This is a genomic window from Nitrospiraceae bacterium (assembly GCA_019637075.1).
Taxonomy (GTDB): Bacteria; Nitrospirota; Nitrospiria; order Nitrospirales; family Nitrospiraceae; genus JAHBWI01.
Window position 1 is genome coordinate 88,823 of sequence record JAHBWI010000004.1, and the last position, 25,758, is coordinate 114,580.

The window sequence follows — 25,758 nt, forward strand, 5'->3', positions numbered from 1 at the left end:
AAGCCACCTCTACCGACTCTCCGGTCCCTGTGTTTCCCGCTGTCTTCCCCTGTGCCCGCGGAGCCTTGCACAAAAGGACAAAACAATTGGCAAAACGGAATCTTCACGATACTCCTGGAGGCACAACGGACAGCCGCGGTGCCGTCCATAACTTGTCGTACTAAGGGAGGTCGTCGATGAGAAAGTGTGTGGCGATGATGGTTGCTCTCGCGTGGATGGGAATCAGTGCACCGTCGTTTGCGGATGAAGGCGGCCATCTTGCCGAAGGGATGAAGAGCGAGTTCGGCGGTATGGCTGATGATGTGAAAGGCCATGCCGACGACATGACGAATGACATGAAGGCCAAGAAGGATCAACTCAAGGCCGACATGAAGTCCAAGCGGGAAGAAGCCAAATCAAAGAAGCGGCATGCCAAAGCGGAGATGAAGGCCAAGAAGGATCAGCTCAAGGCCTCGGCCAAAGCGAAACGGGATTCGGCCCATGCCAAGGCCAAAGAAGTGAAGCACTCCGCCGATGACATGAAGCATGAAGCGGACGGGATGGCTCACGACTTGATGGATCCGGTGAAAAACTAAGTCTTGCGAGCAGGCGAGTGATCCTCGCCCCAGTTCATCGACGGCCCGCGATCGGGTGATCCCCGGTGGCGGGCCGCGGTGTTTGAAGAATCTCCATTGTTGGCGGCGCGGACGGTCTGCTAGAATCCCCCGCTACTATGAAAGTCGCCACCTTCAACGTCAATTCCCTGCGAAAACGAATTCCGATCGTTCTGGAGTGGCTCCAACGCCATCAACCGGATGTGCTCTGCTTGCAGGAAACCAAGGTGCAGGACAGCGAGTTCCCATTAATGGCGCTCGCGCCGTCCGGCTATGAAATCACTTATCGGGGTATGAAGTCCTATAACGGCGTAGCGGTGCTCACGCGCACCAAGCCCGACGCGGTGTTTTATGGGTTCGACGACGGTGGGGACACGGAGGAGGCCCGGTTGATGCGGGTGGTGGTCGGCGGAGTTCCGATCGTCAATACTTATATTCCGCAAGGATTCGAAATCGATTCGCCGAAGTATCAATATAAGCTCGGATGGTACGACCGTCTACGTCGCTATTTCGATAGACATCTCTCTCCGAAGGAGCCGGCGATCTGGTGTGGAGACATGAATGTGGCCCCAAGACCCATTGATGTCCACAGTCCGGAGAAGCACCTTAAACATGTCTGCTATCACGAAGACGCGCGCAAGGCGTACGAACGAACCGTTGCGTGGGGCTTCGAGGATGTGTTCTGCAAACTGTATCCAGATCGCCAGCAATTTACGTTTTGGGACTACCGCGCTCCAAGTTCACTCGCTGCAAACAAAGGGTGGCGAATCGATCACATCTTAGCCAGCTTATCGATGGCGGCAAAATGTCAGAAGGTCGAGGTCGACATCGAACCTCGCCGCGCTGCCGAACCTTCCGATCATACGTTCCTGTGGGCCGACTTCAGTCTCTAGGCAGGACCTGCGCGGGGACGGCTTTGCAGCCCGCCGCCTCCCGCGCCGTTGTGTCCCGCTTCGCATGCGGGTCTACTGCAATGCTTCAACCGGTTCCATCAGTAGTTGCTCGGCGGCCCGAGTCCGACGATTTTGCTCGATCAAGGGATCCACGAGAGATCCGCAATTAATACAACGCCAGACGAAGGTTTCGGGCGAAAAGTCCGGCCGCCATTCATCAACCATCAGTCCTTGGCAACGTCTGCATGTCATGGCTCCCACCTCCTTTGAGTTGTGCCCTTGTTCGTTCTAGGGCCTTGCCCATGCGAAGGAGAAAATAACAGCGAGAGATTAAATCGCTGTTAGTGCGACGTTAGAAGGTTCTAACCGAAATTATTCTGTAGATTGAGGCGGTTAGGTGATCTCACTTTGACAAATCATGGAGCGCCTCCGGAGGTTGTGTCCAAGCTGGCGGCGAGAACTTTAACCAGCGGTGCGCATCGCACACCCTCGAGCTTAAGTCCTGGTGCGAAATGCTTGCTCCCTTGACAGAAGCGGGGTGATGCTTTATCCGTGGCGAAAGGCCAGACGAACCCACTATGCCCACACCCCTCACGTGCCCACAATGCGGGAAAGACAAAGTCTTTCGATCCCGCTGCCACACATGGCTCGAATGGCTTCAAGCGCTCGCGTGCATATCGCCTTTTCATTGCCAGTCCTGCAGTTTTCGCTTTCCCGCATCCCGCCTCGGGCGCGTCTATCCAACCCAGACCGTGGATCGCCGCGAACATCTGCGAATTCCGGTGCGACTGTTCCTTTCGTTCTCCGGAGGGAAAATTCAAGGGAAGGGCACTGTGCTGGATATTTCCATGGGCGGGTGCATGATCGAGAGCGATGCGCCAGTGCACGTCGACGACATCTTCTACTTGCAGATTGCGCTGGATGGCGCGCAAGACCCCTTGGAAGTCGCTGCGATGGTACGATCGATCAGCTCCCGCGGCATCGCCTTCAAATTCTTGCGGGCGGCGCAGGAGAACAAGCGGCTGCTGGCATTCGTGCAAACCAAGACCTCAGCCGGCGGATCGAGAACCGGATCGTGAAGGGCAAGCACTCTGCTACGTGGGCGATGCGTACTAGATTGGTGTTTCCCAAGCAGATGCCTGGGGATAATCCGAGATTAGGCGTTCATGCTCGGAGTGATCGAAGGGTTCGATATGAAGATCTGCGGGCCGCAAAGGCTCAGGGCATGTCGGCGACGTGAGGTAAGCCACATAAGCCTCCGCCTTGTCCCTGGTTGAAAAGCGACACAGCCCGTGTTCGGGCATGTTGGACGTGGGATGCCAGAAGGCCAGGCCGATCGATGTGCCTTGGAACACGCCGAGTTCGCCATGGCGAATTTGATAGCCTCCGGAATTTCTAGTCGAACGTTCAATAGCCATGGGGCGGACGACGGTGCAGTAGGGGTAGAGACGGGCAGATTATATCAGCGGCACGCGAGGTTCGGTAGCGGTGCGCGCTATCACTGGAATCGGGCGTTGACTTCGCGGGTGGCGGTCTTAGATCTTCACTACGCGTCGATGATTACGGGGCGCGAAGGAGGCATGCATGGGCACGTCAGGCAAGCGGATGGCGGGGGCGTGGATCTTCGCGGGGGTGCTCGTCCTTTCGGGATGCGGCTACAACGATCTCCAAGGGTTGGACGAAGACGCCAAAGCGGCTTGGAGTGAGGTGATCAACCAATACCAGCGCCGGGCCGACCTTATTCCGAATCTCGTCAACACGGTGAAGGGCTATGCGGCGCATGAGAGAGGAACGCTGGAAAGCGTGGTCCAGGCACGTGCGGACGCGACTAAGGTCCAACTGACGCCGGAGTTGCTCAAAGACGAAGCCGCGTTCAAGAAGTTTCAGGAAGCCCAGCAGGGGCTGTCCAGCGCCCTGGGCCGGTTACTTGCGCTGGCGGAAAACTATCCCAACCTGAAAGCCGATCAGAACTTTCGTGATCTCCAGAGCCAGCTCGAGGGGACAGAGAATCGCATCACCGTGGCGCGCAAACGCTACATCGATAAGGTCGCCGAGTTCAATAAGATGGTCCGCTACTTCCCCACCAACATCACCGCCAAGTTCCTGCTGCATCTCGAAGAAAAGCCGAACTTCACCGTGGCGGACGAGAAGGCGGTGGCCAAGCCGCCTGAGGTCAAGTTCTAGCGTCGACTCCGATTGAAGGGAGCGGGACATGTGGCGGGTTAAGGGGCCGCGCTCCAGGCGCCTGGTTGAGGCCGTCCTGTTGGTACTGCTGTGCGTCCTGCCCGCACAGGCGCTCGACGTTCCGCCCTTCAGTGGCTGGATCGTCGATCAGGCCAAGCTGTTATCCGCCGAATCCACCGCCCAGCTCACCGAACATCTCCGGGCGCATGAACAAAAGACCGGGAACCAAGTGGCGGTTCTCACCGTGCCCTCACTCCAGGGAGAATCGGTTGAAGACGTGGCACAGCACGTCTTCGTCGCCTGGGGACTCGGTAAGAAGGGTACCGATAACGGCGTCCTCCTATTGATTGCTCCAAAGGAGCGAAAAGTCCGTATTCACGTCGGATATGGACTGGAAGGCGCGTTGACCGACGTCGCCGCTTCTCGCATCATTCGTTTCGAGATCGTGCCGCGTTTTCGCACCGGCGACTTTGCCGGTGGCGTGACGGCTGGGGTCGAGGCTATCCTCAAAACGATCGCCGGTGAGTATCGAGCACCAGAACAGGCGGAACGAGCCTCGGGGGCGTCGGGGCCTATACCCCAGATCCTCTTGGCCGTGTTCGTGGGCACCATCGCCGGGCTCGTGCTGTCTCGAGTGAATCGCTTGGCCGGATCGGCGGTCGGCAGCGGTATCTCACTCATGGCCGCGCCTTGGCTCGTTCCGGCTGGAATTGCGGCCGTGGCGACGTTCTTGTTGATGTCGCTGGTGAACGCGGCCATGAGCTCCTTAGAGTCTCAATCCAGGCGACGTAGACGTCAATCCGACGATAGCCTCTGGTACAGTACGCAAGACGGTGGGTGGGGATCTTCTGGCGGGTTCGGTGGTTTTTCGTCAGACTCCGGCGGCTTTTCCGGCGGCGGGGGTGGCGACAGCGGGGGAGGAGGCGCCAGTGGCGACTGGTAAGCCGATGTTCCTGACCGAGGAGGGGCGAAACCGCGTCGAATTGGTCGTCCGTGAAACTGAGTTGCGGACGAGGGCGGAAATCGTGCCCATGGTCGTGGCTCGCTCAGGTCTCTATCGCGAGGCGCCCTACCGCGCCGGGGTTGTGTCGGCTACCGCGGCCTTGGCGCTGTTGCTCACTACAGAATCGCTCTGGTTGCCTTGGGGATGGCACGCCGGAAACGGGGTGTTGCTCTTGCTGTTGACGATAGTGGCCTATGGGGTGGGGGCGTGGTTCGGTACTACCGAAACAGGCATTCGGTGGTTTGTGTCGCGGGAGCGCATGCGTCACAAAGTACTCATGCGAGCGGAACGGGCGTTTGCGCAACATGGCGTGGGACAAACCCGAGAACGTACCGGTGTGCTCCTGTTGGTGTCGTTGCTGGAGCGGCAAGTCTCGCTCTGGCCGGACCGGGCCCTGCGCGAACTGGTTCCCGCGCTGGAGTGGGAGCCGGTTGTGGCGACCATCGTGCCCCATCTCTCCGCCGGAAATCTCGCCGAGGGGTTGTGTGCCGGTATCGAGCACTGTGGCCGGTTCTTGGCCGACCGCCTTCCGCCACGCCCTGGCGACAATCCCGACGAACTACCCAATCGAGTCATTCAGGAATGAATGCAACACTAGAGCAGGGAGTCTCTCTGTGATTCGAGGGTATGCGGGAAACCCGAGCGTGCTGCCCGGCGGGCAGCTCTCCCTCCACGTTTCCACCACTGCTCCTGAGTTTCGGGTCCGGTTGTTTCGGCAAGACACTTCACTGGTCTTCGTACAAGAATCCGATTGGTTGGAGGGACGGCATGTGTTGGAGCCGTCTACGGCCCTTGATCGGACAGGTGACTGGAATTGGCCTGCCTATACCATACCGGTACCGTCCGACTGGCCCTCAGGTGTCTATCTCGCGCAGTTAGTCGAGGGGCGCGAAGGTAAGCCGATCAGGCCGCCCGAAGGCATGCCGAGATTCGATGGCCGCGACGGGCGCATTCTGTTCGTGGTCAAAAGCGCTGCGCCCGGCACCAAAGCCAGCATTCTGTACAATCTTCCGCTCTTTACCTATCAGGCCTACAACTATACCGGTCGTCTAAATTTCTATATGAAAGGTGATCCGCCGGATGCGGACCGCGTCCACCGCGTCTCGTTGCGCCGCCCCGGTGCCGGCACGGGTGGCGACATCGGCGGAGAATACGACGATCACTGCGGCAGCGCCTGCGACTGGTACGATGACAGCTCACCGCGCAATACTTTCGCCCATTGGGACGCGCCGTTTCTTACCTGGTTGGCGAGCCATGGGTATCGGGTTGATGTCTGCACCGACCTCGACCTTCATGAAGGCAGCGCGACATTGCCCGCCTATCGGCTCTTGCTCTGTGTCGGCCATCACGAATATTGGTCGACCGAGATGCGCGATCACGCGGAGGCGTTCGTCAAAGCCCGCGGCAACATTGCATGGTTCAGCGGGAACACTTGCTGGTGGCGGGTCCGGGTCCGCTTGGACGGCGCACAACTGGAGTGCCGGAAAATCGACAACGGCGATCTCTGGTGGTCCGGCGCCAGACGTCCTGAGAATCATCTTACGGGCGTGAGTTTCCAAAACGGCGGCGGTTGGTGGGGTGGTGAAGCGCGTGAACCGCTGGGATTCACCGTGCAGCATCCGGAATCTTGGGTCTTCGAGGGAACGGGACTCAAAGCCGGCGACACATTCGGCCGCGAGGCTGCGTTGGTGGGATTCGAGTGCGACGGCGCGTCGGTTTCGAATATGCCTCAGCCCGGGCAGGCGATGGAACCGGATCATCGAGACGGTACGCCATCGTCCTTCCGCATCCTGGGTTGGGCCAGGCTGAGGCAGTTCGGCAACGGGGTCACCGGCTGGTGGAACGAAGGGCCGGCCCCGACGGGAAAGGAAGTGCGCCTCGCTACGATGGGTCTGTTCACCGATGGCGGCACCGTGTTCAACGCCGCGACGACCGACTGGGTACGCGTGCTCGTGCAGGCCCGTGAGGCCCATACGGAACGAATTACGCACAATGTACTGCAACGGCTGTCCGGCCAAGTCGGGCAGGCGGCAGTCGAGCCGCAGAGGGATGGCTTGGCAGGGAGGCTGGTGCAGGCGGTGACGACGGTCGGCTGCTTCTTCGCGGCTCTGCGAACATCCACCACGCGTCGGCCGGTCCTGTTCGGTGGCCTCCGGTTCGCATGGAGACTCGGTCGATTAGCCCGGCTAATCCGATTCCCGTGAAACAATAGACTGCCTCTCACGGTTTCGCTACAATCCGACCGATGTCCGATCCCGCCCCCGCTGTTGCTCCATCACCATCGAAGGATGACAACCACTCCGTCGTCAAGGCGGCGGGACTCATCGGGCTTGCCACGTTTTCGAGCCGCATCCTCGGGTTTGTGCGCGATATGGTGCTGGCGAGGCTCTTCGGGGCTACGGCGGCAGCCGATGCGTTCTTCGTCGCCTATCGTATTCCGAACCTGCTGCGCGAACTCTTTGCCGAAGGGTCCATGTCGGCGGCCTTCATCCCGGTCTTCACCGAATACCATACGTTGCGCAGCAAGCAGGACGCCTGGGAGTTGGCCAGCGCCGCCTTCACGACGTTGCTGACCATTGTCACCGCCATCACGCTCGCCGGAATTTTGGCGGCGCCTTGGATCGCTTGGCTCATCGGCTGGGGGTTCCACGACGACCCCGCCAAGCTGGAGCTGACGACCGTGCTTACCCGCGTGATGTTTCCCTACCTGCTGTTCATCAGCCTGGCGGCGCTCGCGATGGGCGTGTTGAATTCCATGCGCGCCTTCGCGGCCCCCGCGTTCTCGCCGGTTTTTTTCAACATCGTGATAATCGGCTGCGCGTTCCTGCTGGCACCGCAGATGGAGCAGCCCATTCTCGGCGTCGCCATCGGCGTCGTCGTCGGCGGGGCGGCCCAGTTTGCCATGCAGTTACCGGGGTTGCATGCACGCGGCATGTTGTTCGGTCTGTTGTTCCAGCCGCAACACCCCGGCGTCAAACGGATCGGGCTTCTAATGGTGCCGTCGTTGCTCGGTCTTTCGGTCACGCAGATCAATATTTTGGTCAGTACGTTCCTTGGCTCGCTCTTCCCCGGGGGGCCGACCTACCTGTTTTACGGTATGCGCCTCATTCAATTTCCACTGGGCATCTTTGGCGTAGCGCTGGCGACGGCGATCCTGCCCACCCTTACAGCTCAGGCGGCGCGCGGCGCGTTGGACGATTTGCGGACGACGCTGGGATTTGGGCTGCGGATGATCCTGTTCATCATCCTGCCGGCGATGCTGGGCTTGATCCTGCTGAGAGTGCCGATCGTGCATCTGTTCTTCGAACACGGGTCCTTTACCGCGGCCGATACGGCCGCCACCGCCACCGCCGTGCTCTGTTATGCGGTGGGGCTCTGGGCCTTTGCCGGCGTGCGCATCATCGTCTCCGCCTATTACTCGTTGCAGGACACGAAGACTCCCGCCATCACCGCGGCGCTGGCCGTTGGGGCCAACATCATCTTCTCGGTCATTTTGATGAGACCGCTCGGCGCGCCGGGTTTAGCCTTGGCCACGGCCTTGGCCTCGATGTTGAATGGCAGTATCCTCGTGGCAGTCTTGAACCGTCGGTTGGGGCGTGTGGATTGGGGCTCGGTTGCGCGATCGGCCGGGCGAGTGCTTATTGCCTGCCTGCCGTTGGTGCTGATCTGTCTTGCGGTGGCGCAAGCGCCGATTTGGAAGGAACCGGGCGCTTGGATCATGAAGACGGTCTGGTTGGCCGGAGGCATCGGCTGCAGCGTCGTCGGCTACGTGGTCGCGCATCTGTGGCTTGGGTCCGAGGAACTGGATGTGGCGTTGGGGTTGGTGAAGCGAAAGCTTGGGCGGGTCGCGAAGAAATTCGGGGGAGTCTGACGTGGCGCAACAGACGACAGTGGAAACAGAATGTGGGCTCGTGCGCATCACGGCGTCCGATAAGGGTGTCATCGCCATCGATTTTGTGACAAACCAGGCTGGCAAGGCGCAGCCTCGCACCACGAAGGCTGAAGGCCAGACGGAAGATCGGGCAGCAGCGTTGATGGACGAAGCTGAACAGCAAGTACGTGAATATTTCGCCGGCCAGCGCCGGACCTTTACGATGGCTGTCGACCTGTCAGCCGGCACGGCGTTTCAGCGGAAGGTGTGGCGGGCCATCACCAAGATCCCCTATGGCCGTGTCCGGTCCTACCAGTGGGTCGCGGAGCGCGTCGGAGGCAGGCAATATGCACGGGCGGTGGGGATGGCACTTGGCGCTAACCCCGTGCCCATTGTGGTTCCCTGTCATCGCGTGGTCGCGCACGACGGATCGCTCGGCGGGTTCTCCTGCGGCCTGCCGATCAAGCGCCGCCTCCTGAAACTGGAAGGCACGCTGGAGCAACTGGAAAGGGTAGGGGCTGTGCGTGAGGCGTCCTTCGTGACCTGCGAGATGCGAGAGACGCTTCAAATCCCGCGTGGTTTGAGATGAAAGCTGTTCTTCAGCGAGTGACCCATGCCTCCGTGGAGGTGGATGGGCAAGTGATCGGACGAATCGGCGCCGGATTGTTGGTGTTGCTCGGCGTGGCCAAGGGAGACGGCGAGGCGGATCTCCGCTATATCGTCGAGAAGATCGGGGCCTTGCGGATTTTCGGCGACGAGCAGGGCAAGATGAACCGGGCGGTCGGCGAGGCGGGAGGGGCGGTGCTGCTGGTTTCACAGTTCACGTTGCTGGGGGATACGAGAAAGGGCCGCAGGCCGGGGTTCGACCAGGCGGCGCCCCCGGACGAGGCGCAGGCCCTGTACGAGGAGGCAGCGGTCCGGCTGCGTGCGCAGGGCCTCACGGTTGAAACGGGGCAGTTCGGCGCGCATATGAAGGTGGAACTGCTCAATGATGGGCCGGTCACGTTTCTGGTAGATAGTCGTTTGGGGAACCCGTCGGCAGGCTGCTGAAACAGGCCACCAGCGTCGTTCTCGCCTCGGCAGCATTCTTCACGTAGCCCAAGGCTACGCCTCCGGTGAGGCCGTCGGCTGCGGCCTCGCTGAAGCCCTGTGTGAGCCCCTGCTGGACGATGAGTCCCCGCGATAGTAACTGGCCGCATACGCGTACCTAGTGAAAGTCGGTGAGGTCACTCCTGTCTTGAGCGACTCTAAAGAGACGCCAGATGTTGGCCGATAGAGAGAATAGGTGGAGCAGACTCGGCCCCCGAGTCACGGTCTGTTATACTGGCAGTGTGTTGCAGCCTGCTGGATCGTAGGGCACGGAATGCCCAGGAGGTAGAGATGGAGAGTCTCGTCCCTCGCAACCATCCGCTTCGGCAACTGTTTGGAGCCTTGACGGAAAAGAGTTTCACTGAGCATCTCGGTTGGCCAGACCTGAACGTCACCGACTACGTCTCCAACCTCCTCGTCGAATTCGCCCACGCCGACCGCCTCTACCGCATCCAGAATCAAGACAGCCGCCAGCTCGACTCGGTGGTTGAAATGCTTTATGAATCCGAACTCATGCTCAATGCGCAGTCTCTGGAGCGCGAGCGGGACGTCCATCGCCACATCGGCGACTTCACCCTGTTCATGGCCGGGCTTTTCCCCGAATATCTTCGCCGACTCAAGACCGCCGGGCTCATCTACCATAAGGACTTCCTGGTCGACTATGTGAAGACCGGCAAACGGTCCTACGGGCTGGTGGCTGAGTATGGGGGCTACGATCCGGAGCAGGATTCACCCTTGTTCAGAAAGCTCTCGGAGAATTTCGAACTCTGTGTCACCGGTTTGGGATTTGTCCGGTGCGATCTCGATCGCATGCAGGATCCTGCCTACCGCAAATTCAAAGACAGTCTGCTCAATTGACGCCCACGAGACCGATCCTTTTGATCCACGGCGGGGCCGGCCGAAGGCCCATGACGGCCGCGCAGGCGGACTGCCTTGCCGCGACGTTGAACGAGGGGCATCAGTTGCTGCGTCGCGGTATGCCTGCGATGGGTGTCGTCGAAGAAGCGATCCGGCTGCTGGAAGGTTCCGGCCTCTTCAATGCAGGGAGGGGATCCAATCGCCAGCTTGACGGCATCCGTCGGATGGATGCTTCGATCATGGAAGGACGCACCCTCAAGGCGGGTGCGGTGGCGTCGATCGAAGGCATCGTGCATCCGATCACGGCGGCGCGCCTGGTGCTGGAAGAGACCGGCCATGTGTTGCTTGTCGGGCCATCCGCATCCCGTTTTGCCGAGCACTTCGGCCTCGAGCGATTGCCACGTAAACAGGCGCCTCGCGCCTCCCGCAAACGCCGAGAAGGATTGACGGTCCAGGCTGATAAAATCTTCCGGCTGCACCGCGCGTTGCTGCGGCGCGGACGGCTTGCCCAGCGAGCGTTGGGAAAGGAAACAGTGGGAGCGGTGGCGCTGGACCGCCGGGGCACGCTTGCAGCCGGCGCCTCGACGGGCGGGGTCGATGTCATGCTGCCGGGCCGCGTCGGGGATACCCCGTTGATCGGCTGCGGCGTTTATGCGGACAATCTGGCCGGCGCGGTCTCGATGACTGGCCTGGGCGAGAGCATCATCCGGATTGCCGCAGCCAAGGAGCTCACCGATCTTCTGGCGCGGGGTTTGAGTCCTGCCGCCGCGTCACGGAAGACCCTCGCTTCACTCACCCGCCGTACTCACGGCGCTGCGGGCGCCTTGATTCTGGCACCGGACGGCCGCTTTGCGATCCGCCATACCACGCCCGTGATGGCAGCAGGTTATTGCAAGGGCGACGGGCGGCCCGTCGTCCAGGGCCGGTTTGCACCGCACTCCTAGTGGTTGGTAGAGTGGTTGAGGGTGAAACGTATGGACGCCCTCTTTCATTTGGCTTTTCCCGTTCACGACCTTGCCGCGGCGAAGCGGTTTTATGTCGAGGGATTGGGCTGCGTACTCGGCCGAGAGTCGGCCACGGCCATGACCCTCGGCTTGGCCGGCCATCAACTCGTAGCCCATCTGTCTACGGATGAGATCCATCGGCAGAAGGGCATCTATCCTCGCCACTTCGGCCTCGTACTGAGCCTCGAAACCGATTGGCAGGTCTTGGCGGATCGGGCCAAGGCCAGGGGCCTGACGTTCTATCAGCAGCCCCGGCACCGATATTGCGGCACCAAGATCGAACACCGCACGTTTTTCCTCGAAGACCCCTCCGGCAATCTTCTCGAGTTCAAACACTACACGCATGAATCGGCGATCTTCGGCGAACGCGGGTTCACCTCGGTCGGCGACAGCGACGAGTAGCGCTATAGTGTCGAATGAGCCCCGCACGATCGGCAGAGGCAATCAGCCGCCGTCGCGAGAAGTCTACGTTGATAGCATGCCAACATCGGCAAGTCGGACAAGGCGATCGGTAAGCTGCTGGTTTGAGTCAAAGAGCTGAGGCCACCGGCAGGGAATCGGGTATTCAAACCGAGACGGAATCGGCCCCCATGAAGTTGAAACGTTAATCTAGGAGGCGGGAATGTGCAGGTTTCGGCATTTGACCGACGTCCAAGGTTGACAGTAAGGGGACGGGTAGAGCGCAGCATCCTTCCCCGAAATTTGCGCTAGCGCGTTCATGCGCTTCTTCAATTCCATCACGGCTGATTCCACCTCGGGAAAGTGAGGATGAAATTCGAGCACTTTCTGATACATGACCAGCGACTCCGCATACCTCGCTTGCCCAGCATAGACTTCGCCCAAATGAAAATACGCTTCCCAGAAATTCGGATTCAGCGGTAAAGATGTTTCAAAGACGGTAGCAGCCCGGTCGATTTCGCCCATCTGTTGGAGTGTCCAGCCGAGCTGCTGGTAGGCATCGTAGGTCGGATGATGATCGACCACATACTCAAAGAAGGGGGCTGCATCCCGATATCGGCTCATTTGTTTGAGCGCAATTCCCACATGAAGCGCCTGAGTGTAGCCCTGGGGGTAGAGTCGCAAGTATTCAAGGGCGGCATCTCTTGCCTCATCAAGTCGATTCTGGTCTATGTATAGATAGAGTAAGTTTCTCCACGCGATGGTTGCAGTCGGAATTCTGCTAACGATCTCCTTGAAATAGTGCTCGTCGTTATGGTCAATCGTCTTGACCCACGGTATCGCCAAGAATCCCGGCCGTACCTGCATCTTGACGAATTCGCCGCCCCAGAGTTGGTATCGCTCATTCCAATTCACGAAAACTCGATCTCCCTCTTGTCCTCCTTCCCAACGGACGACGACCCACGGGAATGCCGATTGTCCGGCAATGGATGTTTTTGTTTCAGACAAGGTTGAGATTTGCGAGTGATAGCCTGCTCCTGGACTGTCGTCGAAGGCACCATTAATCACGATCAACGTACTATGGATTGCGAATGCGGCTATCAACAGGCGAATCCATCGGCGAAGGACGTGCAATGAGGTCATGAACTGTTTTTTGAGCTCCTCTGACTCCAGGGCAAGATCCGTCAAGGTAAGGACCATGAGGCTACCTGCAAGAAAAGGCAGGACAAATGGTAGCCAGGTTCCTACTACTCGATATTCCGTCTGCGCATAGATGGAAAAGGTGGATAATGCCATGAATGGGATGCTGCCCTTGAAGGGCCTTGCCAGCTGCACGAGGTGGTTGAGCGTGCGGTGTATCATCACAAATTGTCCAAACTGCGACTCAAGTAACTCAGTGCGACCGGGTTCCTCGGGGATTGTTGTAGGACCTGACGGAAACAGGGAGCAGCTCGTTGAAAGTCCAGAAGCCGCATGAAATAAACCATGCATAGATTCAGGTGCGCTTCTAGATCAAGCGCTCCGAACCGCAGTGCCGTCTCATATTCGGTGGCCGCTTCTTTGTAACGACCCAACTGATCAAGGACCACACCGAAGCCGTGGTGGGAGGTGCCGCTGCTGGGGTTCAAGGATATGGCGGCCCGAAAGGCAGCAATCGCTTCCTCATTCCGATTCATATGGTGGAGATCCGAGCCATAATTTTCGTAGAACCCGGCATCCCGAGGGTTCTGACGAAGCGCGAGTTCATAGTGTGTCCGTGATTCGGGGTCATGCCCCGTTCGGTGGTACATCCTCGCCGCGAAGTACTGCGCGCGCCAGTCGTTGGGCTCTGCCTCAAGCCGCTCGATTGCCAGCGAAAGGGCTTGCTGGTAGTCACCGATCTTTTCGCTGAGAAAAACGTGAAAGGGGAAATGTTGATCTTTTGGGGTGACTTCATATCCCCGCTTCAACATCTCGTATTCATGAACGAGATCACCGCGATGAGAGTAGAGGATTGAAGCCCAGCGGTAGGCGAACCCGTTCTTGGGGTTCGCATCGATTGCCTTCAGGAATGCCGGCAAGGCCTCATTGAGTTCGTGCTCACGGTAATGCACAATGCCTATCGTAAGATGGGCGATGTCCGAATGATCGGCGTTGTCCACAGCACGCTGCGCATAGGCGAGGGCAGGTCCTGCATGATTGGAATCATAGATCCGTAAGTAGCGGTGGTACAGCGCAAGCAGGCAGTAGGGTTGGCTTCGCTCCTCGAGCGTATGCAATTCGCCCACAGCATGAAGCATGTAAAAGAATGTTCTGGGCTGATTGGAGGTGAACAGATTCAGTGCGCGATCGAGCGAGTGAATGGCGTCATCATATCGGTGCAGGCGGGTTTGGGTGACGCCGGCCAGCAGTAGGCCGTCGATGTGGTCGGGTTGCTGCTGAAGGACCGCCAAGAAAAATCCAAGGGCGGCATCGTCGCGGTGCCTGTCGAGCGACACCATGCCGGCGCGCAGCAGGTCCGGGATTTGGGAAGACTCCGGGCCTTTGATGTTCGGCTGACTAGATTCGGACCTATTGACCTGATCGGAGTCTGCCGATTCGGCTAGGTAGGCCGTCGCTGCGGCGAGGTAATTCCCAAAGAGGTACTGGGCGAAGCCTACGGCCTGTTTCGGTGACGTTGGGAATAATAATAGATCGATGTGACTGAAACGGGCCTTGCCCGCATAGACACAAAAGAACACAATTCCGATGACGAGCAATTCAAGATATAGTCGCTTTGCGGGCATTTCCCAAATATAGCAGCCCGGTAGGAATACGAAGAGCTGAGGGAAGCTGCCAGCCTGAATTCGGTGCCCGCGTCACGAGATACCCTTCACGCGCGACGAAGTTCTATTCCTATCCTTCGTTCTTCGTCTTGGTGACCGAGGCCGGGCGACGGCCGTTGCCTCGTTCCAGCCAGCGGATGATGTGCTGTTGTCTGCGTGCGAGGTACCTGGTGGGCCGGATGGGATCGTATCGGCGGGGCGAGGGGAGGATTGCGGCAAGCAGGGCCGCTTCTTCCAACGTGAGTTCCTTCGCTGGCTTATCGAAGTGGTGACGGGCCGCGGCCTCCGCGCCGAAGACCCCTTGTCCCCACTCCGCAACGTTCAGATAGAGTTCCAGGATTTGCTGCTTGGTCAGGTGTTGCTCCAGGGAACGGGTGATCAGCGCCTCGCGGGCCTTGCGCAGTAGGGATCGTTCCGATGAGAGATAGAGGTTCTTCGCCAGTTGCTGGGTGATCGTGCTGCCGCCTCGCTTGAACTCGCCGACCTCGAGGTTGTACAGCGCGGCATCTTTGATTCCTTCCCAATCAAATCCTTCATGCGCAAAAAATGAGGCGTCCTCCGCCGCGACGACCGCCCGCTGCAGGTAGGGAGAAATTTTCGACAGCGGCACCCAGACGTATTGGATCTTCTGGGACCGCCCCTGTTCCTTGGCTTGGGCGCGGCGCGCTTCCATCAAGGCGGTTTCGGCGGGATGGTGTTTCGCGAGGTCCGAAACGTCGGGAAGGGTGACGAGCCAATAGAGGGCCAAGCCGGCCAGGGGGATACCGATCAGCACGGTGGCCCACAACAGCATCCGACCGAAGGTGCTGCCTGTTGACTTGCTCACCCTTGACCTTCTAGTAAATAACGCACATGAAAGTACTCGGCGCCGAGTTTATCAAAAGTTGCGGGGCTCCAGAACAGTTTCCCTCCGATCGCCTGCCTGAGCTGGCGTTCGTGGGCCGGTCGAACGTGGGCAAGTCCTCCCTCATCAATTCCTTGCTCTATCGCAAGAGCCTGGCCAAGGTCAGCAAAACGCCAGGAAAAACGAGGGCTGTGAATTTCTTCACGGTGCGGACCTCGGATCCGGAACTCTCCCAGCTCTCGCTGGTGGATTTGCCGGGCTACGGCTATGCCAAAATTTCCAAGAGCGTCCGCGCGCAATGGGGACCACTGATCGAGCGTTATCTGCTGGACCGCCCGTCATTGGGATTAGTGGTGCTGTTGATCGAAGCCCGGGTCTGCACGGAGCAGGACGTCATGACCGTGCAGTGGGTGCAATCGATCGGCCGCCCGCTGGTGATCGCCTTGACCAAGTTCGACAAGCTGCGCCGCAGCGAACGAGACGCTGCTTTGCGGGATACGCGAAAGGCCTGCGGGGTGGGGGATGACGTGCCGATCGTGCCCTATTCGTCCGAAACGCACGAAGGCCGGGACGCCCTCTGGGGAGAAATCCGCCGGCAGCTTAAAACTTGATCTCGATGAAAGCCTTGTTCTTCAAGTCGGCCATCCAGGTCTGATACTGGTCCTCGGTCTTCTGCTGAAAGACCAGGGACTGAATTTCCTGCTTCACCTGATCGAAGGGCCGGAACTGCCGCTGACTCTTGTCGTCCACCCGCACGATGTGGAACCCTTCCGACGTTTCGACGATGCCTGTGGTGCCGCCGACCGGCAAGCCTGCCACGGCCTGTTCGATCGCCGGGAGCAATTCGCCTTGCCGAACCAGCCCCAATCGGCCACCCTTGGAAGCATTGGCCCCGTCGGAAAAGCGCAGGGCCAGTTCATCGAATGATTCACCCTGCTTGAGCGCGGCCAACAGGGCTTCGGCGCGGCCGCGCGCGATGGACACTTCGTCCTCGTTGCGCGCTTTGATCAAGATTTGGCTGAGCTGATATTCTTCGGGGTAGGCGAACCGGTCTTGGTGCTCCTGGTAATAGCGCTTGATCTCCGTGTCGCCCACCATGATGACCCCGCGGACTTCGCGATCGACCACCCGCATGAGCAGTAACTGTTCCTTCACGCTTCTCGTCGCGGCCTGATCACCGCGTTCGATTTTCTCGCCCTGCTTCTTGAGCTCTTCGACCGCCTGCACGACTTCCTGATCGGAGACTTCCACGCCCTTGTTGGTGGCAGCCTGGAGCTGGAGTTTGCGCTCGATCATCTTGGTGATGGCGGTGGCCTCGGCTGCCTTCAGGCGCCGATCAAGCTCCTCGCCCTTATAGAGTTTTCGCAGCCGTTCCTGATCGGCGAGCAGATCCCGCTTCAATTCGGACAGCATGATCAGGTCTCTGTTGACGACCGCCACGATCCGGTCTTCAACCTTGGCGGCCTGGGCGGGGAGTGATGCGGGCAAAGCCCAGACGAGCACGCCGAGGGCCAGGCCCAGGTGTCGGACCGAAACCAGTCGGTGCAAAGGCGATATGGTGCGGGGCTGCGTCATAGGTCGATCGGATTGTACACAATTGCCGGGTCAGAAAGGGAGCGTCAATGCGGTCGTCCGGGGTGCGGCATCGAGGAAGCTGAGGCGTCCTGCCGAGGAGCTTGGACTGCAATCGTAGGCCGGCCACTGCAGGGGCACGTCCGTCTGCAGGCGTCGCTGCATATTCGACGCGTCCTGGTTCGTTCCAATTCCGGTTTACGGGCGGCCGGTTTCGTCGGTCACGTATCGCGACGCATCGGCCAAGCGAATCGTGGCGCCGGTCCGCAGTTCTGAGAAGACGTCATCCAACCGTTTCCGCCGCTTTTCGGCCAACAGTTCCTGGCGCAGCCGCTCGCGCGTAGCCTGGTCGGCCTGAAGAATCTCGGGCTCGAGCGGGCTGACCTTCATGAGGTAGTAGCCCTTCTCGGACTTCACCGGGTCGCTCAAGACTCCCGGCCGCAGGTTGGGCACGAGGGCGTCGAGTTCCGGTTCGAGGAGGCCCTTCTTGTACGGGCCGAGGTCGCCGCCCTTGGCGCGGCTGCGTTCGTCCACCGAATAACGGGCGGCGAACTTCGAGAAGTTCCCGCCGGCTTCCACCTGACGCTTCAAATCCTTCGCCGCATAGACGTTGGGCAGCAGCATCACCGAGACGGCGACCTTGGGGTTCGCCAACAACTGGTTCGCGTGCTTTTCCAGATACGCGTCGAGCTCTTCCTTCGAGACTTCGACCTTGGTCTTGATCTTGTCCTTCAGCAGTTCGTCCAGGATCAACTGTTCCCGGTAGCGCTGCGTCTTTTCGCGAATGTCATCCGACTGGTCCAGGCCTTGTTTCCGGGCTTCCTGCATGAGCAATTCACGCATGATCAATTCGTCGAGGAACCGCTTCTTGCCGCCTTCCTTGTCGTAACGGGTTCTGGTGGCCTGGGACAGTTCACCCCATCGGAGGTCGAACTCGGATTGCGTGATAGAGCGGCCGTTGATCATGGCCACTACGGGTTCTTCCTGCGGCGGCTCGGTACAGCCGGTCAGCGAACCGGTCAGGCCCAATGAAATGAGGGCGCAGGCGAGGCGTACGCGCCAGTCGGCGGACAACGATATCAGAGGCTGCATCATGTGGGTGATCCGGGTTGTGGGGGTCAACTGCTTAGGCCGATCCTACCTGTGGACTTGATTTGTTGGTATCACAGACTTGGAGGGTTTGCAAGGTTGCGTTGAGTTCTGAAAACACCAAACTCCAGTCCTCATGCGGCATCTGGAGCTCGAAGGAGAGAGGAGACAAGAACCGCAGGCGTTTCTTGTAGCGGTCCATCAGCGTTTGCACCGCCTTTTCGGGGACCTTGGCCTTGGCGTCGAAGGTGATGGCGACCCCGTTCGTTTGCTCGACGATCGAATTCAGCCGGAGCTGTTTGGCCAGCAGCCGAAGCTGCATGACCTCGAAGAGTCGTTCCACGGCATCGGGGGGCGGTCCGTACCGGTCTTCGATTTCCCCGTGCATCAGGGCCAGGTCGCCGAGTTGAGTGCAGGATGAGAGGCGCTTGTACAGCGAGAGTCGATGGTGGCTGTCCACCACGTAGGTTTCGGGAATGTAGGCCGACACGCTCAACTGCAGCATCGGGTCCGGCTGTTCTTCCACCACATGGCCTTTCAGCCGCTGGACCGCCTGTTCCACCATTTGGAGATACAGGTCGAGGCCGATCGCAGCAATGTGGCCGGACTGCTGCTTGCCCAATAGATTCCCGGCGCCGCGGATCTCCAGGTCGGCGGCGGCGATGCGGAAGCCGGAACCCAATTCGGTGAATTGTTGAATGGCGGTGAGCCGCTTTTGCGCGTCGGTCGAGAGTGAGCCTTCGTCCGGAATGAGGAAATAGGCATAGGCCTGTTCGCCGCCTCGCCCGACACGGCCGCGCAACTGATACAGCTGAGCCAGTCCGAACGTATCCGCCCGGTTCACGATGATCGTGTTGGCGCTCGGCACGTCGATGCCGGACTGAATAATGGCGGAGGCTATCAGCACGTCGGCCTCATGCTTGAAAAACTTCAGCATGACCGCTTCGAGCGGTTTCGAGTCCATCTGGCCGTGAGCCATGACGATACGGGCTTCGGGCACCAACTGGTGCAGCCAGGCCCCCGTCCGTTCCATGGTTTCCACGCGATTGTGGACGAAGTAGACCTGCCCGCCCCGTCCGAGTTCGCGCAGGACCGCCTCGCGGATCGCCTTCTCGCTGAACCGCAGCACTTGTGTGCGGATCGCAAGGCGCCCCGGCGGCGGCGTGTCGATGATCGAGAGGTCGCGCACGGTCGCCATCGCCATTTGCAGCGTCCGTGGAATCGGCGTGGCCGTGAGCGTGAGCACGTCGACCTGTGTGCGCAGTTGCTTCAAGCGCTCCTTGTGTTTGACCCCGAACCATTGCTCCTCGTCGATGATCACGAGCCCCAGGTTGCGGAACTGTACGTCCTTCTGCAGCAGGCGGTGCGTGCCGATCACCACGTCGACCACGCCGGCTGCCACGTCTTTGACGATCGCCTTGGTTTCCTTGCTGGACTGGAACCGCGAGAGCAGCGCCACCTTGGTGGGAAACGGCGCGAACCGCTCGGCGAAGTTGTCGTAGTGCTGGTGCGCGAGCAGGGTGGTGGGGACAAGGACGGCTACCTGACGATTTTCCTCTACCGCCTTGAAGGCGGCCCGCATGGCGACTTCGGTCTTGCCGTAGCCCACGTCGCCGCAAACTAACCGGTCCATAGGCTTGTCGGACCCCATGTCCTGCAGAATGTCCTGGATGGCACGGCGCTGGTCCGGCGTCTCCTCGTATTCGAAAGCGGCCTCGAACTCGTGGTAGATCGTGCTGTCCCGGCCGTACGACGGGCGGTGGACCAGTTCCCGGTTGGCATAGAGGTCCACCAGTTCGTGTGCCATCTCCTCGATATCTTTCTTCACGCGGGCGGTGGTCTTGGCCCAGCTTGTGCCGCCGAGCTTGTCGAGTCGCGGGACATGGTTTTCGGCGCCCGAATAGCGCTGCACCTGGTTCAGCCGATCCAGCGGCACATAGAGTTTGTCGGTGCCGGCGAACTCGAGGATCAAGTAGTCGCTGTCGAACCCCTGCACAGACAGTCGGCGCAGGCCTTGGTACCTGGCGATGCCGTATTGCACGTGAACCACGAAATCGCCTGTGTTGAGGTCTTCGAGCGAGGACAGGAACGTCGCGGCTTTGCTCTTCTGTTGCGGCTTGTGCCGGTGGCCCTTCGCGAACAGTTCCTCTTCGGTCAGGACGATCAGGCGCAGGTCAGGCGACAGAAATCCCGCCGAGACATCGCCGTTGATGATCGCGAACGGGGTTTTCTGTGAGCCGCTTGACGAGAGGGCGGCCGTTTTCCATTCGACCGCCGGCAGGTCGTGTTCGCCGAAGAGCGCCAGGAGCCGCCCCACCTGACCCTGACTGCGCGCGACCAGCACCACCGTGCCACCCTCACGCAGTTGGTTCAGCACTTCCAAGGTGCGGCTGAAGGCCGTTCCCCGCAGACCCAACCCCGAACTCGCCGGAGTCTGTGCCGGACAGGAGAGGACCGGCTGCCAACTGTCGTCGGGAGCGGTCACCGGTTCTAAGGCCAGGGTCGGTTGTCCATCGGTCATGGCAAGGATCTGTTCCCAGGTCACATAATGCTGGTCCGGGGTCGGATAGGGATTCGGATCGCTGCGATCCTCGTGGCGCAGATAGCCTTCCTCCACCGCGCTCCAACATTTCCCGGTCTGCTCCTTGAGCGCCTCCGGTTGGTCGAAAGCCAGCAGCGGCGACTGCGGAAAATAGTCCAGCAGCGTATCCATATGCCCATACAACGTCGGCGCGTGCCATTCGGCATCCGCGGCCAGCGGGGTCAGGGCGTCGGGCGAGTCGGCAGGACGCACATACTCGCGGGCCGGGAGCACCCAGGCCTGTTTCACTTTGTCGGTGGATTTTTGCGTGGCTGGGTCGAAGAACCGCAGGGACTCGATCGTGTCGCCCAAAAACTCGACGCGGAGCGGTTCGGCGTAGGCCGTGGAAAAGATGTCGACGATTCCGCCGCGGATGCTGAACTCTCCCGGGATCTCGACCACCGAACATTGCCGATACCCCAGACGCAGCAATCCCGAGACCAACGCCTCTCGCTCCAGCGTGCCGTCCGGTTGAAAAAGGAGGCTGGCAGTCGTGAAGACCTCGGCCGGGAGGATGCGCTGCATCAGGGCCGGGACCGAGGTGAACAGCACCGTGCGCGTGGCCGTCGCCAGATGCTGCAGTGCCTGCATGCGGCGGGCGACCAGGTCGACGGGCGGTGCCGTCGACTCATAGGGCAGAATCTCCCATTGGGGGAAGAACACGATCTCGCTGGAGGGAAGCCCGCAGAGTTTCCGGAAGAACAGAGTGTCTCGATAGAGCCGATCGGCTTCCTCGTCGCTCTTCGCCACGACCAACCACGAGCGACTCGCGAGCGAGCCGGCATGGCCGGCTTGCGTGACCAGGGCCAGGCTGAAGCCGGCCGTCGAGCCGTGCAGACCAATGAGGCAGGGTTTGCCGCCGTCGGCGCGCAAGGCGTCCAACGTGGGCGTGAGCCATTGAGTCAGGTATGCGGGAGCGGCGGCAGGCACACAAATCCTATGGCGTTGTGGAACGGATGCGCTGGACCAGCAGTGTCGTGGAGACGCCCGGCACGAGCGGGATCGTTTGGACGCGGCCACCGCGAGCCTCGACCGTCTCGCGGCCGACGATGCGGTCCAACGCCCAGTCTCCGCCCTTGACCAGCACATCCGGTTGCAGGGCGGCGATAAGATTGCCGGGGTCCGGTTCGCCGAAAAGCACGACGTAGTCTACGCAGGCCAGGGCGGCCAGCACCTCGGCGCGCTGCGCTTCCGGGACGATCGGACGGTCTGGCGCTTTGTTCAAGCTGCGGACCGAGGCATCCGAATTGACCCCGACCACGAGCAGGTCGCCGAGCGCCCTGGCGGCTTGCAGATACCGTGTATGGCCGACATGCATCAGATCGAAGCAGCCGTTTGTGAACACGATACGGTGCTGTTGTCCTCGACGGCAGGCCAGGATCGGCTGCAGTTGGTCACGAGTTAAGATCTTTTCATTCATGGGTTGTCGACGTCGGAGTAAACGGTCCCATCTTAGGGTGCCGATCCCCGGCGAATCAATGGCGTTGCGCGAAGCTGCTCAGGTTTCCTGATGTTTGGGCTTGGTCGGTTTTTTGCGCAGGTCGCCGCCTTCGCGGGTTTGAGGCAAGCCACCCAGGCGAATCACGCCGGAGCCGTGGCGCTTCATGAGCTGATCCAAGATTGCGACCGCATCGCGCCGCTTTCGGTCGAACAGGGGCTCCGGCGCCGGGACGAGCTCCGACAAACCCAGTCCGACAAGTCGGTAGCGCGCGCGTGGTTGCACCAACTCGGCGAGCCCGTTTCGAATGTCCGGCCACATTTCGGGGTCGTAGTTGAGCGGCGCGGGGAAGTGTCGTTGCCGCGTTGTAATTCGGAACTGCGCATCCTTGAGCTTCACGGTGAATGAGCCGGCAGCGAGACCTTCGAGCCGCAGGTCGTGCGCGAGCGCTTCGAGAAACCCGTGCACGATCGGTTCGAGCAGGCGGAGATCGTTCGTGTCCTCGTCGAAGGTGGTTTCGTGGCTCATGCTTTTGGCCTCGCGGTCGGCCACGACCGGGTCCGAATCCAGGCCTTGGGCCAATGCCTGTACCGCCGCCAGCCTGGTGCCGAAGAGGCGCTGCAGGGAGGGCCCGAACTGCGGGGCAATGAGGTCGGCGATCGTTCGGAGGCCGAGGTTGCCGAGAGACTCGGCGGTTTTGGGGCCGATCCCAGGCAAGGATCGCGCCGGGAGCGGGGCCAGGAAAGCAGCTTCGGCACCGGGCTCAATGATGGCGAGGCCGTCGGGCTTATGGGCATCCGCCGCGATCTTGGCCACAGTTTTTCCGGTGGCGACCGCGACCGTACAGGTGAGGCCGGTGGCGGCGCGGATTTCCTCCTTGAGCGCTTGCCCAAGCACCCGCGGGTCGGGGTGGCGGATCTGGAGTCTGGTGGTGTCTGTGTAAAACTCATCGATGCTCGTCCATTCGGTTTCCGGAAAGAATCGGTCGGTGACCGCTTCAAGCTCGCGATGGAGCCGCGCATACAGCGGCCGGTCTGGCGGCACCAAGACGAGCTGAGGGCAGAGCTTCATGGCCTGGACGGTCGGCATCGCGCTCCGGACGCCGTAGCGGCGAACGGCATAACTCGCGGCGGCGATGGTGCCGCGGGGCGGAGGGCCGCCGACTGCGACCGGCTTGCCTTCCAGGGAGGGGTCGGCCAACACGGCGGCGGAGGCGAACATCGCGTCGATGTCGCCGAACAGAATCTGGCGCGGCCAACGGGTCATCGTCGAGCCCGGTCAGGGTGCGGCAAACGGGAGATCGAGTTGGGTAATGAGGCGCGGTCCGGCGCGCTCCGTCTCGGCCCGCTCGAGACGGGCGAACGGCAGCTCGCTGAGCGGCCCTTGGCAGGCGCCGCAGTAGTGCATGTTGGGCCGGATCGTTCGGCGTTGCCGCCGGTACAGATGGCCGCAATGTTCGCAGCGCCAGACATAGCGCGCGAGGGCCTCCACATCCCGGCCGAGCGAGTGATAGAGCGTGACCCCGAGGCCGTCCTCGTTCATGCGGTCCATCATGCGGCGAAAATCGGCGCCGTGATTCGGCCGCCGCTTCAACACATCATACTGCCACTGGTGGATCATTTCATGCGCCAGCGTGAGCGCGATCTCCCGTTCCCTACCCGCCTGCTTGAGCAATTTGGACGAGAGCCGGATGCACCGCCGCTCGGTCCCGACGGCGGCCACCCGGTCCGGCGGACAGCGCGGCCCGGCGCGGCTCACGAACATCCCGACCGACGAGGTGAGGCGGGCACTCCAGATGATAGGAATCGGCGGCAGGGTGCCGGAGAAATATTGCTCGTTATAGTGCGCCCACAGGGTCTGCAGGTCACGGTCCGAGGCTGGTATGGGAATGGGGGATTCCATCGGGCAGATCCCGCCGGCTGCGATTAGAACGAGCCTTCGAAGGCTTCGATGACTGAGGCGGCCAGCAGCGGCACCATGATCTCGTGGTGTCCGGTCAAGGCGTAGCCTTTGCCTCCTTTTTGCGTGGGGCGGCGGACGACGTTGGTCATGGGGCGATAGTGGGTCAAGAAGTCCATGTTGACGGTCGTGATGTCGCCCAATGTGTGGCCCAGGTTCCGGCCGAGCGACACGGTTTTCAGGAACACTTCCGGCAAAATCACGGCGGAGCCCAGATTGAGGTAGACGCCGCCTTCCATGCCGGCGACCACGGCGGCCAGCCGGCGGAAATCCATCAGCGAGCAGGCCCCGATCGCGGCGCCGTCGGCGGAGGGATGCATATGGATGATATCGGTGCCGACCGCGACATGAACGGTAACCGGAAGCCCCAGGCGGGCGCCTGTGGCCAGTAGGCTCGTGGCACGATGGGGGAAGAGGCGCTTGTTACGATGGATGAACCGGCCCAATGCCTCGCCCAGGCCCCGGCCTTCCCTCATCCCCTGCGTGATCGCTTCATTGAGCATGCGTCCGGTTTCTTCCGCCATCCCGAAGCGGCCCGAATCGATCTCGGCGTCGACCTCCTCGGAGGTGTGCCCCATCAAGGCGAGTTCGAAATCATGGATGATGACGGCACCGTTCATGGCGAGTGCCGTGACGATCTCTCGCTCCATCAGGTCGACGAGCAAGGGGCCGAGCCCGACCTTTACGACATGCGCCCCCATGCCGACGATCACCGGTTTACCGCGCCGGCGAGCCTTCACGATGGCGGCGGCCACCTCGCGCAGCGTTTTGACGGCCAGGATGTCGGGGAGCGAGTCGAGAAAGCTTCGGAACGATTTGCCTCGCCGCCAGCTCCGGGCGAAGTTCGATACCTTCACCTTGCTGTGCCGGCGCTGGAGCGGATAGGTCTTCAGGCGCGAAGCGTCGATGGGTGCAATCAACCGCGGCGGCTGTGACAAGCGGGAGGCGCGCTTACGCGTGGGTGCCAAGGACGCGGTCCTCGATGAGTTCGCAAAGCACGTGGCCGAGCGTGATGTGGCTTTCCTGGATGCGGGCCGTGACGGTCGACGGCACGATGAACGGATAGTCGACGAGACCGGCCAACCGCCCACCGGATCCACCGGTCCAGGCGACGGTGATCAGACCCAACTCCCTGGCCACTTCGACGGCCCGCAGTACGTTGGGAGAATTTCCGCTGGTGCTGATCGCGATGGCCACGTCGCCTTTCTGGCCGTGGGCGCGGACTTGGCGCGCGAACAGTTCCTCATAGCCGTAGTCGTTGGCGATGCAGGTGATGGCGGCGATGTCGGTGGCTAATGCGATCGCGGGAAAGGGCGCCCGCTCCCGTTTATAGCGGCCGACGAACTCTGCCGCGATGTGGGCCGCGTCGGTGGCGCTGCCGCCGTTGCCGAACAGGAGGACTTTGCGTCCTTCCCGAAAGGCTTGGCCGATGGCCCGCGCGACCTGCGCGATCCGCTCGGCATGTTCACGGACGAACGCCCGTTTGACGTCCGCGCTCTCCTCGAATGCTTTGATCGCCAGTTCTTTCATGGGGCCGAATTGTAGGAGAGCAGCAGCGTCCTGTCAAACGAGGACCG

General features: G+C 60.8%; 26 protein-coding genes. 14 read left to right on the forward strand and 12 right to left on the reverse strand.

Going from position 1 to position 25,758, the window contains the following annotated elements:
- The first annotated feature begins 176 nt into the window (after positions 1–176).
- The gene (locus KF814_11595; protein ID MBX3236787.1) at positions 177–575 is read left to right on the forward strand and encodes a hypothetical protein; all 399 of its coding nucleotides are present in this window, start codon (positions 177–179) and stop codon (positions 573–575) included.
- A 137-nt stretch (positions 576–712) separates the two neighbouring features.
- Positions 713–1,486 carry an exodeoxyribonuclease III gene (xth, locus tag KF814_11600; GenBank protein MBX3236788.1) on the forward strand — a complete coding sequence of 258 codons (774 nt, stop codon included), beginning with the start codon at positions 713–715 and terminating at the stop codon, positions 1,484–1,486.
- 72 nt (positions 1,487–1,558) lie between these two features.
- Here the strand turns inward: xth and KF814_11605 are convergent, their stop codons facing one another.
- Positions 1,559–1,738, reverse strand: a complete 180-nt coding sequence (locus KF814_11605) for a hypothetical protein (GenBank protein MBX3236789.1) — start codon at positions 1,736–1,738, stop codon at positions 1,559–1,561.
- A 530-nt stretch (positions 1,739–2,268) separates the two neighbouring features.
- Here KF814_11605 and KF814_11610 point away from each other — a divergent pair.
- The 11 genes from KF814_11610 to KF814_11660 all read left to right on the forward strand — a co-directional run bounded on the left by KF814_11610 (position 2,269) and on the right by KF814_11660 (position 11,897).
- Entirely contained in the window at positions 2,269–2,565 is a 297-nt protein-coding gene (locus tag KF814_11610) for a PilZ domain-containing protein (GenBank protein MBX3236790.1), read from the forward strand.
- Positions 2,566–3,070: 505 nt separating this feature from the next.
- Positions 3,071–3,670 carry a LemA family protein gene (locus tag KF814_11615; protein ID MBX3236791.1) on the forward strand — a complete coding sequence of 200 codons (600 nt, stop codon included), beginning with the start codon at positions 3,071–3,073 and terminating at the stop codon, positions 3,668–3,670.
- Positions 3,671–3,698: 28 nt separating this feature from the next.
- Complete coding sequence (locus KF814_11620) at positions 3,699–4,613, forward strand: TPM domain-containing protein (protein ID MBX3236792.1); 915 nt, start codon at positions 3,699–3,701, stop codon at positions 4,611–4,613.
- On the forward strand, positions 4,600–5,259 hold the full coding sequence (locus tag KF814_11625; protein MBX3236793.1) for a TPM domain-containing protein: 660 nt from the start codon (positions 4,600–4,602) through the stop codon (positions 5,257–5,259). Before KF814_11620 ends, KF814_11625 begins: the two co-directional genes overlap by 14 nt.
- A gap of 28 nt (positions 5,260–5,287) precedes the next feature.
- On the forward strand, positions 5,288–6,877 hold the full coding sequence (locus KF814_11630) for a hypothetical protein (protein MBX3236794.1): 1,590 nt from the start codon (positions 5,288–5,290) through the stop codon (positions 6,875–6,877).
- 41 nt (positions 6,878–6,918) lie between these two features.
- Positions 6,919–8,544, forward strand: coding sequence for a murein biosynthesis integral membrane protein MurJ (gene murJ, locus KF814_11635; GenBank protein MBX3236795.1), 1,626 nt, complete (start codon positions 6,919–6,921; stop codon positions 8,542–8,544).
- 1 nt (position 8,545) lies between these two features.
- Positions 8,546–9,133 (forward strand): methylated-DNA--[protein]-cysteine S-methyltransferase, encoded by a 588-nt coding sequence (locus tag KF814_11640; protein MBX3236796.1) that lies wholly within the window; start codon positions 8,546–8,548, stop codon positions 9,131–9,133.
- Positions 9,130–9,594: a D-tyrosyl-tRNA(Tyr) deacylase gene (dtd, locus tag KF814_11645; protein MBX3236797.1), complete on the forward strand. Its 465-nt coding sequence runs from the start codon at positions 9,130–9,132 to the stop codon at positions 9,592–9,594. The genes KF814_11640 and dtd overlap by 4 nt, the downstream gene beginning before the upstream one ends.
- Before the next feature lie 330 nt (positions 9,595–9,924).
- A complete protein-coding gene (locus tag KF814_11650; GenBank protein ID MBX3236798.1) occupies positions 9,925–10,491 on the forward strand; it encodes a hypothetical protein in 567 nt (188 codons plus the stop codon).
- Between the two features lie 50 nt (positions 10,492–10,541).
- Positions 10,542–11,435, forward strand: a complete 894-nt coding sequence (locus KF814_11655) for an isoaspartyl peptidase/L-asparaginase (protein MBX3236799.1) — start codon at positions 10,542–10,544, stop codon at positions 11,433–11,435.
- 30 nt (positions 11,436–11,465) lie between these two features.
- Positions 11,466–11,897, forward strand: a complete 432-nt coding sequence (locus KF814_11660; GenBank protein MBX3236800.1) for a VOC family protein — start codon at positions 11,466–11,468, stop codon at positions 11,895–11,897.
- 207 nt (positions 11,898–12,104) lie between these two features.
- Here KF814_11660 and KF814_11665 read toward each other — a convergent pair whose 3' ends face one another.
- From KF814_11665 to mtgA, 3 genes are all read right to left on the reverse strand, one after another.
- Positions 12,105–13,256, reverse strand: a complete 1,152-nt coding sequence (locus tag KF814_11665) for a tetratricopeptide repeat protein (GenBank protein MBX3236801.1) — start codon at positions 13,254–13,256, stop codon at positions 12,105–12,107.
- Entirely contained in the window at positions 13,256–14,659 is a 1,404-nt protein-coding gene (locus KF814_11670; GenBank protein ID MBX3236802.1) for a tetratricopeptide repeat protein, read from the reverse strand. Before KF814_11670 ends, KF814_11665 begins: the two co-directional genes overlap by 1 nt.
- A gap of 109 nt (positions 14,660–14,768) precedes the next feature.
- On the reverse strand, positions 14,769–15,524 hold the full coding sequence (mtgA, locus tag KF814_11675) for a monofunctional biosynthetic peptidoglycan transglycosylase (protein MBX3236803.1): 756 nt from the start codon (positions 15,522–15,524) through the stop codon (positions 14,769–14,771).
- Between the two features lie 26 nt (positions 15,525–15,550).
- On the opposite strand from mtgA, the gene yihA reads away from it, so the two are divergent.
- Entirely contained in the window at positions 15,551–16,153 is a 603-nt protein-coding gene (gene yihA / locus KF814_11680) for a ribosome biogenesis GTP-binding protein YihA/YsxC (protein ID MBX3236804.1), read from the forward strand.
- Here yihA and KF814_11685 read toward each other — a convergent pair.
- The 8 genes from KF814_11685 to KF814_11720 all read right to left on the reverse strand — a co-directional run bounded on the left by KF814_11685 (position 16,143) and on the right by KF814_11720 (position 25,711).
- A complete protein-coding gene (locus tag KF814_11685; protein ID MBX3236805.1) occupies positions 16,143–17,117 on the reverse strand; it encodes a peptidyl-prolyl cis-trans isomerase in 975 nt (324 codons plus the stop codon). The two genes, yihA and KF814_11685, sit on opposite strands and share 11 nt — an antisense overlap.
- A 195-nt stretch (positions 17,118–17,312) precedes the next feature.
- Positions 17,313–18,209, reverse strand: coding sequence for a peptidylprolyl isomerase (locus tag KF814_11690; protein MBX3236806.1), 897 nt, complete (start codon positions 18,207–18,209; stop codon positions 17,313–17,315).
- A gap of 31 nt (positions 18,210–18,240) precedes the next feature.
- Positions 18,241–21,714: a transcription-repair coupling factor gene (gene mfd / locus KF814_11695; protein MBX3236807.1), complete on the reverse strand. Its 3,474-nt coding sequence runs from the start codon at positions 21,712–21,714 to the stop codon at positions 18,241–18,243.
- 7 nt (positions 21,715–21,721) lie between these two features.
- On the reverse strand, positions 21,722–22,204 hold the full coding sequence (rfaE2, locus tag KF814_11700; GenBank protein ID MBX3236808.1) for a D-glycero-beta-D-manno-heptose 1-phosphate adenylyltransferase: 483 nt from the start codon (positions 22,202–22,204) through the stop codon (positions 21,722–21,724).
- A 78-nt stretch (positions 22,205–22,282) separates the two neighbouring features.
- Positions 22,283–23,488 (reverse strand): DNA polymerase IV, encoded by a 1,206-nt coding sequence (locus tag KF814_11705; protein ID MBX3236809.1) that lies wholly within the window; start codon positions 23,486–23,488, stop codon positions 22,283–22,285.
- A 12-nt stretch (positions 23,489–23,500) separates the two neighbouring features.
- A complete protein-coding gene (locus KF814_11710) occupies positions 23,501–24,124 on the reverse strand; it encodes a SprT-like domain-containing protein (protein ID MBX3236810.1) in 624 nt (207 codons plus the stop codon).
- Positions 24,125–24,147: 23 nt separating this feature from the next.
- Positions 24,148–25,149 (reverse strand): hypothetical protein, encoded by a 1,002-nt coding sequence (locus KF814_11715; protein MBX3236811.1) that lies wholly within the window; start codon positions 25,147–25,149, stop codon positions 24,148–24,150.
- Positions 25,133–25,711: a D-sedoheptulose 7-phosphate isomerase gene (locus KF814_11720; protein ID MBX3236812.1), complete on the reverse strand. Its 579-nt coding sequence runs from the start codon at positions 25,709–25,711 to the stop codon at positions 25,133–25,135. The genes KF814_11715 and KF814_11720 overlap by 17 nt, the downstream gene beginning before the upstream one ends.
- Between the last annotated feature and the right edge of the window lie 47 nt (positions 25,712–25,758).

Bases quoted from the DNA above. Each gene is read 5' to 3' on its own strand.
- KF814_11595 (MBX3236787.1), top strand. From the start codon at position 177: ATGAGAAAGTGTGTGGCGATGATGGTTGCTCTCGCGTGGATGGGAATC.
- xth (MBX3236788.1), top strand. From the start codon at position 713: ATGAAAGTCGCCACCTTCAACGTCAATTCCCTGCGAAAACGAATTCCG.
- KF814_11605 (MBX3236789.1), bottom strand. From the start codon at position 1,738: ATGACATGCAGACGTTGCCAAGGACTGATGGTTGATGAATGGCGGCCG.
- KF814_11615 (MBX3236791.1), top strand. From the start codon at position 3,071: ATGGGCACGTCAGGCAAGCGGATGGCGGGGGCGTGGATCTTCGCGGGG.
- KF814_11620 (MBX3236792.1), top strand. From the start codon at position 3,699: ATGTGGCGGGTTAAGGGGCCGCGCTCCAGGCGCCTGGTTGAGGCCGTC.
- murJ (MBX3236795.1), top strand. From the start codon at position 6,919: ATGTCCGATCCCGCCCCCGCTGTTGCTCCATCACCATCGAAGGATGAC.
- dtd (MBX3236797.1), top strand. From the start codon at position 9,130: ATGAAAGCTGTTCTTCAGCGAGTGACCCATGCCTCCGTGGAGGTGGAT.
- KF814_11650 (MBX3236798.1), top strand. From the start codon at position 9,925: ATGGAGAGTCTCGTCCCTCGCAACCATCCGCTTCGGCAACTGTTTGGA.
- KF814_11655 (MBX3236799.1), top strand. From the start codon at position 10,542: ATGACGGCCGCGCAGGCGGACTGCCTTGCCGCGACGTTGAACGAGGGG.
- KF814_11660 (MBX3236800.1), top strand. From the start codon at position 11,466: ATGGACGCCCTCTTTCATTTGGCTTTTCCCGTTCACGACCTTGCCGCG.
- KF814_11665 (MBX3236801.1), bottom strand. From the start codon at position 13,256: ATGATACACCGCACGCTCAACCACCTCGTGCAGCTGGCAAGGCCCTTC.
- KF814_11670 (MBX3236802.1), bottom strand. From the start codon at position 14,659: ATGCCCGCAAAGCGACTATATCTTGAATTGCTCGTCATCGGAATTGTG.
- yihA (MBX3236804.1), top strand. From the start codon at position 15,551: ATGAAAGTACTCGGCGCCGAGTTTATCAAAAGTTGCGGGGCTCCAGAA.
- KF814_11685 (MBX3236805.1), bottom strand. From the start codon at position 17,117: ATGACGCAGCCCCGCACCATATCGCCTTTGCACCGACTGGTTTCGGTC.
- KF814_11690 (MBX3236806.1), bottom strand. From the start codon at position 18,209: ATGATGCAGCCTCTGATATCGTTGTCCGCCGACTGGCGCGTACGCCTC.
- rfaE2 (MBX3236808.1), bottom strand. From the start codon at position 22,204: ATGAATGAAAAGATCTTAACTCGTGACCAACTGCAGCCGATCCTGGCC.
- KF814_11705 (MBX3236809.1), bottom strand. From the start codon at position 23,488: ATGACCCGTTGGCCGCGCCAGATTCTGTTCGGCGACATCGACGCGATG.
- KF814_11710 (MBX3236810.1), bottom strand. From the start codon at position 24,124: ATGGAATCCCCCATTCCCATACCAGCCTCGGACCGTGACCTGCAGACC.
- KF814_11720 (MBX3236812.1), bottom strand. From the start codon at position 25,711: ATGAAAGAACTGGCGATCAAAGCATTCGAGGAGAGCGCGGACGTCAAA.